Here is a 15,446-nt window from a genome sequence, read left to right as displayed (position 1 = left end):
TCCGGCTCCGCGGGAAATCACCCTCCTATTCTCCTCCTCCGTTCGCCCAAGGCGTCCGTGGTCCGACCTGCCAATCTTTCGGCGCGGTTCATCCGTAACCCCTGCACGACGGAACTTCCAGCGAGGGCCGAGCCATGACAAGGACACTCACCCGGAACCGTGTGGTGCTGGGGCTGGCAGCCGGAGCGCTGGCGGGCGTGCTCGCGGGCTGCGGAGGTGGGAACGGAGGCGGCTCGACGACTTCCACACCGCCGAAGAAGAGCGTCGAACCAGCAGTGACGCAGGTGAAAGCGGACCTGATCGACTTCCACATCGCACTGTCACAGAAAACGTTCAAGCCGGGCGCCTACGCCTTCGTCGCCAAGAACAACGGCCATCACGACCACGCCCTGGAGATCGAAGGCCCCGCCGGAGAGCACCGCACCAAGACCCTCACTCCCGGAGCTTCCGAGACGCTCGAGGTGACCTTGAAGTCCGGCACCTACGAGATCTACTGCCCCGTCGACGGGCACAAGGACCTGGGCATGAAGACGGAGATCACCGTGGGTGGTACCGATGCGCCCGTGAACAAGACCCCGCCGAAGAGCAATGGCTACTGAGCGTGCCGGTGTCACAGTCCTCTGCGACGGGGCAGAGCTGCGCCGGCGGACAGCTGGCTAACCTTCTCTGATGACCACCGAGTTGACCCTGCTGTCGCGGGTCTCATGCCGCGACCAGGAGATCACCGCGCCCAGGCTGCGCGGCCTGCTCGCCCTCCTCGCGGGCGAGCTGCGCACAGGATGCAGCACCGCGCTCCTGGTGGACGGGCTCTGGCCGGACGAGCAACCGGAGAATCCGACCAAGGCGCTGCAGATCCTTGTCTCGCGCGCCCGGGCACGCCTCGGCTCCGACGTGATCGCCAGTACCCCCACCGGCTACCGCCTCGCGCTGGGCGAGGACCAGGTGGACAGTTCCGCCGTCCTTCTCCGCGCCGCCGCGGGCGCGGAGCGCTCCCGGTCCGGGGATCATGCGGCGGCGCTCGCGCACGCCGAGGCGGGGCTTGCGCTGTGGGACGGCGGTGGCGGTGGTGTGTTCCATGAGGACGCCATACCCGACGACCCGGTGTCCGCGCTGCGTGCGGAGCGGGCCCCGGCGTATCGGTCGCTCATGCGGGTCCGCGCCCTGGCCCTCGCGCGGCTCGGCCGCCGGGCCGAGGCGGTGGAGCCGCTCGCCGGCCTGGTCCGCGAGCTGCCGCGGGACGAGGAGGTGCTGCTCGAGCTGTTGCGCTGCGAGGCGGCCACCGCGGGGCCGTCCGCCGCTCTGGCGACGTACGACAGCTATCGCCGAACGCTGCGCGACGAGCTCGGCACCGACCCGGGGCCCGCGCTGCAGGCCGTGCACCAGGAGCTGTTGCAGGGTGAGGCGCCCGCCGTCCGCCGTGGGGTGCCGCACGAGCCCAACCCGCTGCTCGGCCGCGACGCCGACATCGCCGCGGTGGCCGAGCTGCTGCGCACGTCCCGGGTCACCTCGATCGTCGGGGCGGGCGGCCTGGGCAAGACCCGGCTCGCGCATGTGGTGAGCCGCGAGGCGGAGCAGCGGGAGGTGCATCTCGTCGCGCTCGCCGGTCTCACCAGCGACGACGACGTAGCCGGAGAGGTCGCTTCGGTCCTCGGCGTCGGTGAGTCGCTGCGCACTCCGGTGAGCCGCTTCGCCATCCCGGCAGATGTCCTCACCGGCATCGTGGGCGCCCTCGGTCCCGGTCCCGCGCTCCTGGTTCTCGACAACTGTGAGCATGTCATCCGCGGCGTGGCAGAGCTGGTGCAGGCCCTGGTGTCGATGACCCGCGATCTGCGGGTGCTCACCACCAGCCGGGCCCCACTCGGCATCTCCTCCGAATCGGTGTATCCGCTGCCGGAGTTGAACCTGCCGACGACCGTCGAGCTGTTCGAGCAGCGGGCGCGGGCCGCCCGCCCCGGTGTCGAGCTGCCCGCCGGGACGGTGGCCGAACTCTGCCGCCGGCTGGACGGGCTGCCACTGGCCGCGGAGCTGGCGGCGGCGCGGGTAAGGGTCATGTCGGTCGGCGACATCGCCCGTAAGCTCGAGGACCGGTTCGCCCTGCTGCGGGGCGGGGCACGGGACTCACCACAGCGCCACCGCACTCTGCACGCCGTCGTCGACTGGAGCTGGAACCTCCTGGACCCGGCCGGGCGGGCGGCGCTGCGCGCGCTGTCGGTCTTTCCCAGCGGCTTCACGGCGGACGCGGCCGAGCAACTGCTCGGTGCCGACGAGCTGTTCGGCGGCCCGCCCGGCGGCAGTGACGTCCCGCAGGTGCTTGAGGACCTGGTCGACCAGTCCCTGCTCAAGGTCACCGACACCGCGTCCGGCATACGCTTCGGAATGCTGGAGACCGTACGTGAATTCAGTACGGCCCGTCGGGCGGAGGCCGGCGAGGACGGCCAAGTGACCGGCCAATTCCTGGCGTGGGCAGGCGACTTCGGGGCGACCCACCACGATGCGCTGTTCGGGCCCGACCCCTTCGTGTCCTGGGAGTTGATCAGGGCCGAGCAGGACAACCTCGTCCAGGCGCTGCGCCTCGGCCTCGCCCGGGGTGACGGCGCCACGGTCGCCGCGACCACCGCGGTGCTCGGGAGTCTGTGGACCACCGAGGCCAACTACACCCGCCTCGTCCCGCTCACCCAGGACACCGGACCGCTGCTCTCCCACTTCCGGCCCGGGCCCGGCCTCGTCGAGGCCACCCGGACCGCCGCGGTCATGTGCACCGCCAATCTGTTCCTGGGCGTCGGTCCCGGGGCGATACGTCCCCTCGTCACCCTGCGCCGGCTGCCGCCGGCCTCGCCGGACACCCTGATCGGTGCCCTCTCGATCGTGCTGTGCGCCGCACCCGAGCTCCTGGGCCCGGAGCACTCGGCGCTGAACGCGCTGTGCGACAGCGACGAGCCCCTGCTCGCCGGCGTCGCCAACTGCGTCGCCAGCTATGTGTGGGAGAGCGAGTACGACCTGGACCGCGCGCTGACGGCGGCCGACCGGATGCTCAAGGCCTTCGAGGACCGGCGCATCCCGTGGGTGCAGGTCATGGCCCCTTGCCGGATGGCCGAACTGTGTCTGCAGGCCGAGCGGGGAGATGCGGCACTGCCCCACATGAAGTCGGCCCTGCACGTCCTCGAGAAGCTCGGGGTGGGGACGGACTCGCTCGGGATCCGCTGGGGAATGGTGCTCGCCGGTCTGCAGACCGGCGCGGTCGACGAGGCGGAGCGCTGGCTCGAGCAGATGATGCTCAACCAGCCGCGGGAGACCTCGGACGTGCTCACGCCCGGCCTCGGGGCACGCGCGGAGATCGCGCTCGCGCGTGGCGAGACCGAAGCGGGTCTGCGTCTGTGGCGCCGGGCCGTCGATCAGGTGAAGAACAGCGCGGGCCCGGTGTTCGGCGCCGAACGGGACCTGGAACCCTGGCTCCTGGAAGTCCAGGCCGTCGCTTTGACCGCTCATGCGTGGCACGGCCGGCTCGACCTCGTGGAGGAGATCAACGGCGCTGTGGAGGACAGGCTCGGGGCGCTGCTGACGCGCCGCGACGGCCTGCCGACCCTGGTGAACCTTCCGGTCTGCGGTGCGCTGCTGCTCGCGCTCGGCGCGGTCGACCTCGACCACGGCCGTACGAGGTCGGGGGCGCGGTTTCTCGCCCTGGCGGATCGCTTCCGTCATCTTCGCCACTTCCGGCCCACCATGTCCTCCGTCCGGGCGCGGCAGGCGGCCGAACAGGCCGACAGGGCGGCGTACTCCGACGCCGTGTCGGAGTACGCCGCCCTGGACGGGGACGGACTGCGGGCCGCCGCGCTGACGGCACTGGAGGAACGGGACACCCCCTAGGAACCCGACACCTCCTGGAGACGCACCGGCAACCGGATCAGGTGGAAGCCGTCCGCCGGCCAGTGCCCGAACTCCAGCTCGTCCCGGCCCACGGCGAGCGCGGTGTCCGGCCGCTGGACGAGCAACTGGTCGAGGACCACCGAGGTGACCAGGCGGCCGAGGGCTGCGCCCAGGCAGTAGTGGGCACCGTGGCCGAAGGCGAGATGACCGTCACCGCGGCCGAACTCCCTTGCGATGTCGAGCCGTTCCGGGGCGTCCCCGTACTCCTGCGGGTCATGGTTCGCGGCGAGCAGGGCCACCGTCACCGTCTCGCCCTTCTTCAGCGCGGTCCCGGCGAACTCGAAGTCCTCGGTGGCATACATCGAGGCGCCGATCCGTACGAGGGTGACATGGCGGAGCCATGATGTGCCTTTCCGGGCGGAGGGGTCGGAGCTGCGGAGGGGGCCCAGCTGCAGGGGAGTTGGGGTTTCGGGTCAGCGCGGGTCGCGGTTGAAGATCTTCTTCGACCAGAGGTAACCGGCCGCGGTGATACCGAGGCACCAGGCGACGGCGATCAGCCCGTTGTTGCCGATCTCAGTCCCCGTCAGCAGTCCGCGCAGGGTCTCGATGACGGTGGTGAACGGCTGGTACTCGGCGAACCAGCGGATCCAGGACGGCATCGAGTCCACCGGTACGAAGGCGCTGCTGATGAAGGGCAGCAGGAACGAGAGCGGAAGCACGGCGTTGCTCGCCGCCTCGGGGTTCGGGCTCTTCAGGCCGAGGCCGACCGCAACCCAGGTGAGCGCGAAGGCGATCAGGGTCAGGATCCCGGCCGCGGCCAACCACTCGACGGGCGTCGCGCTGGACCGGAATCCGATCGCGAGAGCGACTCCGACCACCAGGGTCAGGCTGACCACGGTCTGGATCACGCTGCCGACCACATGGCCGATCAGGACGGAGGCGCGGGAGATCGCCATGGTGCGGAAGCGGGCGACGATCCCTTCGGCCATGTCTGTGCAGACGGCCACCGCTGTCGGCGTCGCCCCCGAGCCCACGGTGATCAGCAGGATTCCCGGTACGACATAGGCGATGTACGCGCCGCGGTCCCCGCCGCCGCCGAGCCCATTGCTCAGCGCGCTGCCGAAGACGTACACGAAGAGGAGCAGCATGATGATCGGCATGGCCACGACGCCGATCGTCATGGAGGGGTAGCGCCTGGCGTGCAGCAGATTGCGCCGCAGCATGGTGGCGGAGTCGCGCAGGGCGTACGACGTCGAACTCATCGTGGAACTCATCGGGCTTGCACCTTCTCGTTGTCGGGGCGGCCGGTGACCGCGAAGAACACGTCGTCGAGATCGGGGGTGTGCACGGACAGTTCTTCGACCTCGATCGACGCGGCGTCGAGTACGTCGAGAACGGCGCGCAGTCCGCGTACGCTGCCGTCGTTCGGGACGTTGAGCGTGAGCGCGTCGGCGTCCCGCAGACCCAGGCCAAAGGCACGGGCGGCCGCCTCGAATGCGCTGCCGTCGCCGAACGTCAGCCGGACGTGACCGCCGGGGACAAGGCGCTTGAGCTCCTCCGGAGTGCCCTGAGCGACGAGCTTTCCCTGGTTGAGTACCGCGATCCGGTCCGCGAGCTGGTCGGCCTCCTCCAGGTACTGCGTCGTCAGGAAGACCGTGACGCCGCCCGCCACCAAGTCGCGGATGATCTCCCACATGTTGTGGCGACTGCGCGGGTCGAGCCCGGTGGTCGGCTCGTCAAGAAAGATCACGCTCGGGGCGCCGACCAGGGTCATCGCGATGTCGAGCCGGCGTCGCATACCGCCGGAGTAGGTGGATGCGGGCTTCTTGGCCGCGTCGACCAGATCGAACCGCTCGAGCAGCTCGGCGGCGAGCCGGCGGCCCTCGCGGCGGCCCAGGTGGTGCAGGTCCGCCATGAGGGTCATGTTCTCCTCGCCGGTGATCATGTTGTCGACCGCGGAGAACTGGCCGGTGACACCGATCGCGGCGCGTACCGCTTGGGGGTCCGAGGCCGGATCGTGCCCGGCAACGCTCAGCCGACCGCTGTCGGCGGTGATCAGTGTGGACAGGATCTGGACCGCGGTGGTCTTTCCGGCGCCGTTGGGGCCGAGCAGCGAGAAGATCGTTCCCTTGGCGACGTTCAGATCGATGCCGTCGAGCACGACCTTGTCGCCGTACGACTTGCGCAGCCCGGTGGCCACGATGGCCGGTCGGGTTGGGGTGAGGCGTTGGTTTGAAGTCATGCCGCAGAGCGTGCGAGCGGTGAGCTTCACCGCGGTTTCACTGTGGTTTCAGTCGGCACGACGCCCGTGAACCGGACGCGCAGCTGCCGTACTGGACACGGCCGGGCTCACCGCGGCCTCCGAGGGCACCCGGGTCACCTGGTCCGGCGGCACAGTCACCTCCGAGGTCCGCGAGATCGCCGAGGGCTGATCCGGCCGCGCCTGCCCTCCCTCCATCCGCCGGTGTCGCCGGGGGCATGGGCACGCCTCAGTCCAAGGTCTCCCGCTTCGCGACAGGCCCCACCAGAGTCAGGCCGCGGCCGCGAGCGGTGAGGGCCACATGAGTGCATCCACTGCGCCGTCCTGTGGAGCCCCGGGTGAGCCTGTTTTGCCGGAGCCGCTCACGTCTATGGATCCTGTTGCTTGATCTCGGTCGATGGCCTTGCTGCCGATGAGTCATGGCCCGGAAGTCGTCCGAAATCGGGCAGTCGGCGATGGCAGAAGACCTGCGGCAGTGCCGATTGAGGCAAGGGAGTGATCATCGCGATGTTGTCGGTGGAGGAGGTGCAGACGGCGGACCTGTTCACCCACGCCATGGTGCGCCCCTGGAGTGCGCGAACACGTACCGAGTCGATTTCACACTGGGGCCGGTCCGGATGGCCGTCCGCACCGAGCTGCTCGACGACAACGCGGTGGGGCTTCTGCGTCCGCATAGCCGGCCGCGGGGCCACGGCCTGAAACAGAAACTTCCCACAGCCTGTCCGGCATTGATCGCTCGACTCTCCCCACGCGGACAACAACGGACGATCACTCATCAAGCGCCTTCCGAAGGAGCCCCGACCCGATGCCCAGACGTTCTGGATGGCGTGTCGCCCTGGCCGCCACCACCACAAGCCTGATTGCCGCCGCTTCACTGGTGGCCGCCCAGCCGGCGGTCGCACAGTACCCACCAGCTCCCGGTGTTGTGATCGACGACAACACCGTGGCCCCCGGTGATCCGATCAACCACACCGCGACCGGCTTCCAACCCCTTGAGCAGGTTGTCGTCAGCCTCGTCCCCGCACCTGGAGCCGCAGCTGCGGGCGCGCTGAGGGCATCGCCCGCGTCCGTACGGCCCCTTGCGTCAGCCACACCGAACGGCGATGGCGGAGGAAGCGGGGGCGGGGGTGGCGGAGGCGGAGGCGGAGGAAGCGTGGTGCTCGGCACCTTCACCGCCGACGCCAACGGCAAGGTTACTGGAAGGATCACCATCCCCGCGGGCGTCCGCCCGGGCGTCTACCTCTACCAGCTCGTCGGCCAGACATCCGGACTTACGCTGTCCGCGCGGGTGACCGTGTCCCGTGCCCCCGGGGGCGGTGGCGGGAGCCATCCGCCCGGCGACGGTGGGACGCATCCGCCCGGTGACGGTGACGGTGACGGGCACGGACAACCCGGTGACGGTGACGGCGACGGCGACGGCGACGGGCACGGACAACCCGGTGGCGGCGACGGCGACGGGCACGGGCACGGACAACCCGGTGACGGCGACGGCGACGGCGACGGCGACGGGCACGGACAACCCGGGCACGGTGACGAGAATGGGGGCTCCTCCAACTCAGGTCACGACAACGGCTCCTCCGGTCACGACAACGGAACTTCCGGGCTTGCGGACACCGGTTCCTCGGATGCGCCGGTGGCTCTGCTCACCGCGGCAGGTGGTCTGCTTCTTCTCGGTGGCGGGACACTGGTGATCGCCAGGCGTCGGCGTACTGACGCTGAACGCGGCTGAGACCAACGATGCCGTGGACCACCCAAAGACTCTCGGCCAGCGCCGTTCTGTCTTATGTCACCGGCCTGGTGCGACGGAATCACCGTCGCACCAGGCCGGTGATGTGGGTGGCGGCAGGCTTCGTTCTCGCTGGTTCGGGCTGGGTGCTCGTCACGGGCCTGTACGCCCGTAGCGAGCTGCTCGCGGCCCGACTCGACCTGGAGACGCTGCGGAACACGGTGACGGCGTCCCCCTCGCCGGTCTCGACGGCGAGTGGCGCCACGGGCCGCAGGGCGCGCACCGAAGCAGCGGGCCGTTCCGCTGCGGCGCACGCGGCCCGGGCACACCGGCTCACCAGCGGACCCGCGTGGTCCCTGGCCGCACACCTGCCCGGCCTCGGAGGCCCTCTCGCGACCGTCCGTGGTACGGCCAAGGCCGTCGACCGGCTGACCGGCGAGGTGCTGCCGGCCGTCGTAAGCGCCGCCGGCAACATCACGAACGGCGCAGAGGCCGGTGGCGGGCACCTGAACCTCGCGGAACTGCGCAGTGCAGCCCCAGCTCTCGAGCAGGCCTCACGACAGGTGGCGGCAACTCGTACGGAGGCCCGCAGATTGCCCCGCCACACCTGGCTCCCCGCCGTGGACCGGGTCCGCGACCAACTCCTCAGCCAGCTGGACCGGATGGCGCCCGCCGTGGAGAACGCTGCCACCGGTGCCCGGCTCCTGCCGCAGATGCTGGGGGCGGACGGTCCGCGGCGTTACCTCGTGATGTTCCAGAACCCAGCGGAGGCACGTGGAACCGGTGGGATGCCCGGTGCCTTCGCCATGCTGACAGCCGACCGGGGGGCGCTGAAGCTGACGCATTTCGGAAGTGACGCCGAGATGGTGGGCGCTCACCCCGAGGTGGACCTCGGTGCGGAGTTCGCCACCATGTACGGACGTGGCGATGCGGTGAACACGTGGGCCAACTCCAACATGAGCCCGCACTTCCCCTACGCCGCGCGTATCTGGTCGGCCACCTGGCTCTACCAGAGCGGCGAGCGTGTCGATGGCGTACTCGCACTGGATCCGGGCGCGCTGGCCCGGCTGCTCGCAGCTTCCGGGCAGGCGCGCACGACCGACGGCACAGTCGTCAGCGCGGACAACGTGGTGGATATCAGCGAGCGCACCAACTACATGACGTACCCGGACCCGCTCAAGCGCAAGGCTTTCCTGCTGGACGTGGCCCGCGCCGCCGCCGGGCGGTTGATGACCGCCGCCGAGGATCCCCAACTGCGGCCCTCGCTGCTGCTGGGCCTGTACGAGTTGCTGGGCAACGGGCAGGTGACCGCCTGGAGCGCCCACGCGAAGGAGCAGCAGGAGCTGGAATCACGCCCGGTCGGCGGCTCCTTGCCGCAGCGTCCGGAGCCCTACGCCGGGCTGGTGGTCAACAATGCCGCCGGCACCAAGCTCGACTACTACCTCGACCGCACCCTGGACTGGTACCCCGGCCGCTGCACCGCCGACGGCCGCGAGGTCACCGTCAAGGCGGTCTTCTCCAACGGTGCACCGTCCGCAGGGCTTCCCACCTACGTCACCGATCGTCTCGACAAGCCCCCCTATCCGACGCATCAGGGGGACAATCGCCTGCTGGTCTCCTACTTCGCGACCGGCCGGGCACAGCTGGTCAAGGCTGCCCTCGACGGGCGGCGCGCCTTCCTGACACCGGGTGTCGAGCGCGGCCATCCGGTGTACACGTTCGACGTCGAAGTACCCGCAGGCAGCAGCCGGACGTTGACGCTGCACCTGCTGGAGCCCCCGACCGACCACGGACCCGTCGTCTTCCACCAGCGACTGCCACGCCCGCTGCGAGCCACGGTGCATCCCTCACCCGGGTGCTCCGGGGACTGAGTGACCTCTCTCCGGCCCGGTCCGGTACAGCTGCCGAGTCCGGCCACCAAGTGGGCGGTTCGGGGGTGATACTGACGCCATGTCCGATTTCGCCCCGCCCTCCGCCGCCATGCGCCCGGCCCCGTTTCGGGTACTCACGGTGTGCACCGCCAATCTCTACCGGTCGCCCGTCGCCGAATGCCTTCTGCGGCATCGGCTGACCGCACTGCGGGAGGCGGTCCATGTGAGCAGTGCAGGCACGGAGGCCGTCCCGGGCACACCGATGGCGGCCACGGCTGCGTCCATCGTCGCCGAACGAGGCGCGGACCCGTCCGGGACGGTCACGCGCCGGCTGTCGGCCGGGCTGGTCGAGGGCGCGGATCTGCTGCTCGGGGCCGCGAGGGAGCATCGCGAGGCAGCGGTACGGCTCTCCCCTGTACGGGCCCTGTCCCGGGCCTTCAGCCTGCGTGAGTTCGCCCGGCTGGTCCGGGCCGAGGACGCGGCGGGTGTGACGGACCCGGCCGCCCGGTTCGCCGCGCTCGTGGTGGGTGCGGCGGCCCGGCGCGGTGCGGCAGGAGTGGACGTGACCGATGACGACGTGGCCGATCCTCTCGGTGCGAGCCCCGCGGAGACGCGGGAGTGCGTGACACGGATCGAGGAGTCGGTGGAGCGGATCGCTGCCGCGCTGCGCGCGCACTGAGGCGCACCGCCCCGGTCGGGGCCGCCGGGGCTCCGGCGGCGGAGACATGTTCCCGTCGATCAGCCGTCCACGGTGACGCCGGGTCCGGCGGGAGGGTGCACAACCGCCCCGGCCGGCAGCTGCCTCGCCGTCGGAATCCCCGGCTCCTCCGTCAAGGCAGGGGCCGGGCTCGAAGGCGTCCGTCGTCCCTGCCTGGACGCGAGGAGGCAGCCCAGGGAGACCCAGAAAGGAGCGGTCACCACCAGGCTCCCCAGTGTGTTGGCGAACAGCAGTCCCACCGAGTAGGCCACTCCCAGCGATTGGAGAATCGCCCGGTCCTCGGCGTACCGGCGGCCCAGGCCGAGCCACAGGAGAGCCACGAGGAGGGCGAGCGTGCCGAGTCCGGCCTCGGCCGCCAGGCGAAGGTAGTCGTTGTGGGTGTTGATGTTGATGCCGAGGCCGGACGAGGACTGGGCGTAGCCGGCGAACCCCCCGTACCCGATGCCGCGGAAGGGGTGGTCGAGCGCCACACGCACGGCCAGCAGGGCGGCCTGCTTCCGCACCTCGGTGTTCGCGGTCAGCTCGGTCGACGTCCGATTCCCCGTCAGGTTTTCCCCGACCGCGTCGAGCGATCCCGGTAGGGCCAGCGCTGCGGCGAGGATCGTCAGTGAGATGAGCACCTTGTGCCGCAGTGGACGGCCGACGAGGAGGATGCAGGCCAGCCCTGCCGCGACCATCAGAAAGGCGCCTCGCGAGCGGGTCTGCAGGATGGCGACGGCGCACGGCAGCGCGGGCAGCAGCCACACCCAGGAACGGTCGAGCCGCGCCAGGCCGACGGCCGCGACCAGTGCAAGTGCCAGTGCTGCTCCCAGGTAGTTGGGGTTCAGGCCCAGCCCCGTGAGACGGTCGTCGGCATACTCTCCGCGGACGAGGAGGTACCCGGCGGCGCAGGCGCCGGAGCCGGTGACGAGACACGCGACGGGCCGGGGGCCGGGAGGCGCGGCGGCGGAGGCCGCCAGCAGGCCGAGACCCAACAGCAGGGACGCGAGCTCGCTCCAGGAACGGTCGGTCAGCAGCGTCACCTGGGGCAGCAGGAAGCTCGCGGTCACCACGAAGGCCAGAGCCACGATCAGCGCGAGATGAACGCGCTGCCGGAAGCCCGTCAGCACGGCGCGGAACAGGACGAGGCCGACTCCCGCGGCCACCAGAACCGGCAGGGCCCCGCCGTCGGGATCGACGACGGCGACCAGGGTGACGATCCCGAGCAGTGCCAGCAGCACCAGGTCGGGGCGCGGCACGACCACCAGGGCGAGGCACAGCACAACACCCGCGGCGACGGTGCTTGCGCCGTGGTGCAGCAGCATGTACGTCACGGCCGGCACGGCGACCACGAGACACACCCAGCCGATGACGGTGGCGGCGAGAGGTCTCATGGCGTTCCAGGGGCATTGGTCACCGTGCAGCTCCCATGTGCGTCCACCGGTCAGGGCTCGGCGACCATAACCCGCCGTCCGGGCCCGCTCACGGCGTTGACGGTGCCGGGCAGAAGAGGTCACCGGATCAGAGCACACGGTGCTGTTTCCCGGGGGGGCGGGCAGACCACCGCGCAGGCGAGGCTTGGAAAAATGTCCGCATTCATGTGGTATGTATCTGCAGGACTTGACGGTCAGCCCCCAGTAGTGCACCGACAGGCAGAGGGTCGGCGATGGTGCCGGGCCGGTTGTCCGACGGTGCGTCACGTTGGGAGCCCTCATGTGCGGTGTAGCCGGGATCGTGTCCACCAGCCCGCCCGACCCCGAACAGGTACGCGCGATGTGCCGTCGCATCACCCATCGGGGCCCCGACGGGGAGGGTTATTACAGCGATGCCCACGCTGCACTGGGCATGCGCCGACTCGCCATCATCGATGTGGCCGGGGGCGGCCAGCCCGTGTACAACGAGGACGGCACCGTCGCCGCGGTCTTCAACGGCGAGATCTACAACTTCATGGAGCTGCGCCGACAACTGGTCGCGCGCGGCCACCGGTTCGCCACCGACAGCGACACGGAAGTACTCGTCCACCTGTACGAGGAACACGGCGAGGACCTGGTCACACACCTACGGGGTATGTTCGCCTTCGCGATCTGGGACATCGCCCGGCGCCGGTTGCTGCTCGCACGCGACCGGGTGGGCAAGAAGCCGTTGTACTACCGGCAGTCCGGGTCCTCCCTCTCGTTCGCGTCCGAACTGAAGGCCCTGATGGCCGATCCGGCGGTGTCCCGTGAGGTGGACCCGGTCGCTCTGCATCACTATCTGACCTTCCAGTACGTGCCCGCCCCCTGGTCGATCCACCGCGGTGTCCGCAAGCTGCCCCCCGGGCACCTCCTGGTCTGGCACGAAGGGGATGTGCGCCTGCGGCGCTACTGGAAGCTGGACTTCACACCGCGGCCGGTGGGTTGCGAGCAGGACGCGGCCGAGCAGGCGCGGCAGCTGCTGCTCGACGCCACCCGGGTGCGCATGGTCAGCGAGCGCCCGCTCGGGGCGTTTCTGTCCGGCGGCGTCGACTCCTCCGCGGTGGTGGCCGCCATGGCCCGGCTGAGCGACCAGCCCGTGAAGACCTTCTGCATCGGATTCGACGACCGGCGCTACGACGAGCGGTCCTACGCGGCCACCGTGGCCCGCCGGTACGGGACCGACCACCATGAGTTCGTGGTGGCCGGATCGTCCGCGCTGGAAGTCCTGCCCAGAGTGGCCCGGCACTTCGACGAACCGTTCGCCGACTCGTCTGCCATTCCTTCCTTCTTCGTAGCAGAACTGAGCCGCCGTCATGTGACGGTGGTCCTCAACGGAGACGGAGGGGACGAGAGCTTCGGAGGCTACCGGCGCTATGCCTTCATGAAGAGGGTGGGCCGGATGCAGCCCCCGCGACAACTGCACGCAATGCTGAACAGCGTCGGTTCCGCCCTGATGCAGGGGAAGGCCCCGGCCCGGCTGCGGAGGTTCGGCCGCGGGCTGCGACTGCTGGGCGAGACACCACAGCACCGCTACGCCAGCCTCATGTCCTACTTCACCAACGAGGGCAAGGACGCCCTGTACACCGCGGCGCTGCACGAGCAGGTGGCCGGCATCGACAGCTATGACCTGATCAGCCGGGCGTTCGACACGTCTCGCGCCGATGAGGACGTCAACCGGCTGATGGACGTCGATGTGAACACCTACTTGCCGGGCGACCTACTGGTGAAGGTGGACATCACCACCATGGCCAACTCCCTCGAGGCCCGCTCCCCGTTCCTGGACCACCATCTGATGGAGTGGGCGGCCGGCCTCCCCGGCCGGTGGAAGGTCGACGGCCAGGTGACCAAGGCGCTGCTGAAAAAGGCGATGGCTCCCTGGCTGCCACCCGAACTGATCACCCGGCCCAAAGCCGGCTTCGGCGTGCCACTCGCGGACTGGCTCCGTAACGAACTGCGGCCGATGGCCTTCGATCTGCTGACCGACCACACCGCTCGCTCCCGCGGCCTCTTCCGGCCCGAGGTCGTACGAGGACTGCTGCAGGACCACGTGGAGGGGCGCGACCGCGCCAACTGTCTGTGGGCACTGCTGCAGTTCGAGCTGTGGCACCGAGCCTGCGCCGACCGCACGGGGAACTCCTCGACGACTGCCGCTCCCCAACCTGCCCAGGGGCACTGTGGCTGACACCGCGCGGCAGGCGCTCGGCATGCTGGGCAGCCGGGCCGTCTGCCTGGTGATGTTGGTGCTCACCAGCGCCGTCATCGCCCGGTCTCTGGAGCCGGCGGGCCGCGGGATCTACTTCATGGCCGTCACCATTGCCACCACTGCCACCGTCTTTGCGCATTTGTCGGTCGAGCAGGCGCAGAGTGCACTGTGGACAGAGACCGAGCTCCGGGATGCCCTCACCGGGAACAGCGTCCCGCTCGCCCTGGCCCTGGGAACGCTGGGCGGAATCGCCGGCACGGCGTGCGTGGCCGCCATCGGTCCCGAAACGCTCCATCTGCCGGGACTGTCCATCGTGGCAACGGCGTGCCTGGGTGTGCCGCTGGGGGTGGCGGTGAACTACGCCAACAACATCGTGCTCCTGAGGGGACGTTCGCACGTGGTGGCCTGGGCCAATCTGGCGCGCGCCCTGGTGCAGTGCGGTGTCCTGCTGGCTCTCGCAGCCGCAGGCGCGTTGACACCCCTCTCGGTCGTGTGGGTCTGGGTCGCCTCCGAGTCGGTCCCGCTGCTGGTGTTCATCATCATGGGCGGCACGATGGCGGGCCGCCCGAACCTGGGGCTGGCCCGGACGACCGTGCTGACCGGTGCCCGCTACCACCCGGGTCCCACCGCGGCCTTCCTGCTGCTGTACGTGGACGTCTTCCTCCTGGGCACGTACACCAGCGCGGAAGAGGTGGGCATCTACACCCTGGCGGCCACCTTTGTCGCATACGGACGCTTCCTGATCGACGTCCTCTCGCAGGTCATGCTCAACCGGCAGTTCGAGTCGAGCCAGGACGAATCCGTGCACGTCACTGTGCGGATCACCCGGTTCGCGATTCTGCTGGCCGTCGCCTCGGCACTGGTTCTGGTGCTGAGTGCGCCGGTGATGGTCACCGCCGTGTACGGTGCGGCCTTCGCCGATGCGGTGCCGCTCGTGACCCTGCTGGCTCCTGGCGTGCTGGCACTGGGGGCGAGCCGGCTGCCCAGCGCCTACTTGCTGAGACTGCGTCGTGCGCGGCTGGTCGTCGTGCCGTCCCTCGGCGCCCTCGCGGTCAATGTGGCACTGAGCCTGGTGCTGATTCCGCTGTGGGGCGCCGTCGGCTGTGCGGCGGCCTCCTCGCTGGCATTCCTCCTGCTGGCCGTCTGCCAGACATGGCTCTTCGCCAGGGCGACGGGTACGGCCGCACGGGACCTGGTCCCCGTGCCTGCCGACCTGATCGTCCTCCGTGCCGCCCTGCTCCGCTGCGTGCCGCGCAGGCAGGCCGCGGCATCCCCTCCGCCCGGATAGCCGTCCGAGGCCGCCGGGTGCCGCCGGAACGCAGCATCACCCGATCGACCGAGCGTTTCGGTTGATATACGGGTGAATCGGAT

11 protein-coding genes are annotated in these 15,446 nt (G+C 70.0%); 7 read left to right on the top strand and 4 right to left on the bottom strand.

The genetic code is table 11. From position 1 onward, the window contains the following. Positions 1-134 precede the first annotated feature (134 nt). Both AB0D12_RS06495 and AB0D12_RS06490 read left to right on the top strand, forming a co-directional pair. Complete coding sequence (locus tag AB0D12_RS06495) at positions 135-599, top strand: copper-binding protein (protein WP_362677687.1); 465 nt, start codon at positions 135-137, stop codon at positions 597-599. A 70-nt stretch (positions 600-669) separates the two neighbouring features. Continuing rightward, positions 670-3,864, top strand: a complete 3,195-nt coding sequence (locus AB0D12_RS06490; protein WP_362677685.1) for a BTAD domain-containing putative transcriptional regulator — start codon at positions 670-672, stop codon at positions 3,862-3,864. On the opposite strand, the gene AB0D12_RS06485 is transcribed toward AB0D12_RS06490, so the two are convergent. Genes AB0D12_RS06485 through AB0D12_RS06475 form a run of 3 tightly spaced genes read right to left on the bottom strand, consistent with a single transcriptional unit; the run spans position 3,861 to position 6,106 of the window. Beyond that, the gene (locus AB0D12_RS06485) at positions 3,861-4,313 is read right to left on the bottom strand and encodes a cytochrome P450 (protein WP_362678013.1); all 453 of its coding nucleotides are present in this window, start codon (positions 4,311-4,313) and stop codon (positions 3,861-3,863) included. The two genes, AB0D12_RS06490 and AB0D12_RS06485, sit on opposite strands and share 4 nt — an antisense overlap. Positions 4,314-4,337: 24 nt before the next feature. Beyond that, entirely contained in the window at positions 4,338-5,126 is a 789-nt protein-coding gene (locus AB0D12_RS06480; protein WP_327328418.1) for an ABC transporter permease, read from the bottom strand. Positions 5,127-5,134: 8 nt separating this feature from the next. Further along, on the bottom strand, positions 5,135-6,106 hold the full coding sequence (locus AB0D12_RS06475) for an ATP-binding cassette domain-containing protein (RefSeq protein WP_362677683.1): 972 nt from the start codon (positions 6,104-6,106) through the stop codon (positions 5,135-5,137). Positions 6,107-6,929: 823 nt separating this feature from the next. Between AB0D12_RS06475 and AB0D12_RS06470 the strand changes: the two genes are divergently transcribed. The 3 genes from AB0D12_RS06470 to AB0D12_RS06460 all read left to right on the top strand — a co-directional run bounded on the left by AB0D12_RS06470 (position 6,930) and on the right by AB0D12_RS06460 (position 10,400). After that, positions 6,930-7,853 (top strand): hypothetical protein, encoded by a 924-nt coding sequence (locus AB0D12_RS06470; protein WP_362677681.1) that lies wholly within the window; start codon positions 6,930-6,932, stop codon positions 7,851-7,853. Between the two features lie 68 nt (positions 7,854-7,921). Then, entirely contained in the window at positions 7,922-9,721 is a 1,800-nt protein-coding gene (locus AB0D12_RS06465) for a DUF4012 domain-containing protein (protein WP_362677679.1), read from the top strand. Between the two features lie 79 nt (positions 9,722-9,800). Beyond that, positions 9,801-10,400, top strand: coding sequence for a low molecular weight phosphatase family protein (locus tag AB0D12_RS06460; protein ID WP_362677677.1), 600 nt, complete (start codon positions 9,801-9,803; stop codon positions 10,398-10,400). A 59-nt stretch (positions 10,401-10,459) separates the two neighbouring features. Here the strand turns inward: AB0D12_RS06460 and AB0D12_RS06455 are convergent, their stop codons facing one another. Continuing rightward, positions 10,460-11,812, bottom strand: a complete 1,353-nt coding sequence (locus tag AB0D12_RS06455; protein ID WP_362677676.1) for an O-antigen ligase family protein — start codon at positions 11,810-11,812, stop codon at positions 10,460-10,462. A 319-nt stretch (positions 11,813-12,131) separates the two neighbouring features. Between AB0D12_RS06455 and asnB the strand changes: the two genes are divergently transcribed. Beyond that, the gene (gene asnB / locus AB0D12_RS06450) at positions 12,132-14,054 is read left to right on the top strand and encodes an asparagine synthase (glutamine-hydrolyzing) (protein ID WP_362677674.1); all 1,923 of its coding nucleotides are present in this window, start codon (positions 12,132-12,134) and stop codon (positions 14,052-14,054) included. Further along, positions 14,047-15,363, top strand: coding sequence for a polysaccharide biosynthesis C-terminal domain-containing protein (locus tag AB0D12_RS06445; protein WP_362677672.1), 1,317 nt, complete (start codon positions 14,047-14,049; stop codon positions 15,361-15,363). The genes asnB and AB0D12_RS06445 overlap by 8 nt, the downstream gene beginning before the upstream one ends. The last annotated feature ends 83 nt before the right edge of the window (positions 15,364-15,446 follow it).

Origin of the sequence: Streptomyces sp. NPDC048479 (assembly GCF_040651435.1) — a bacterium.
Taxonomy (GTDB): domain Bacteria; phylum Actinomycetota; class Actinomycetes; order Streptomycetales; family Streptomycetaceae; genus Streptomyces.
Note: the sequence above shows the minus strand (reverse complement) of the source record. Positions and strands in the feature narration are given on the sequence as shown.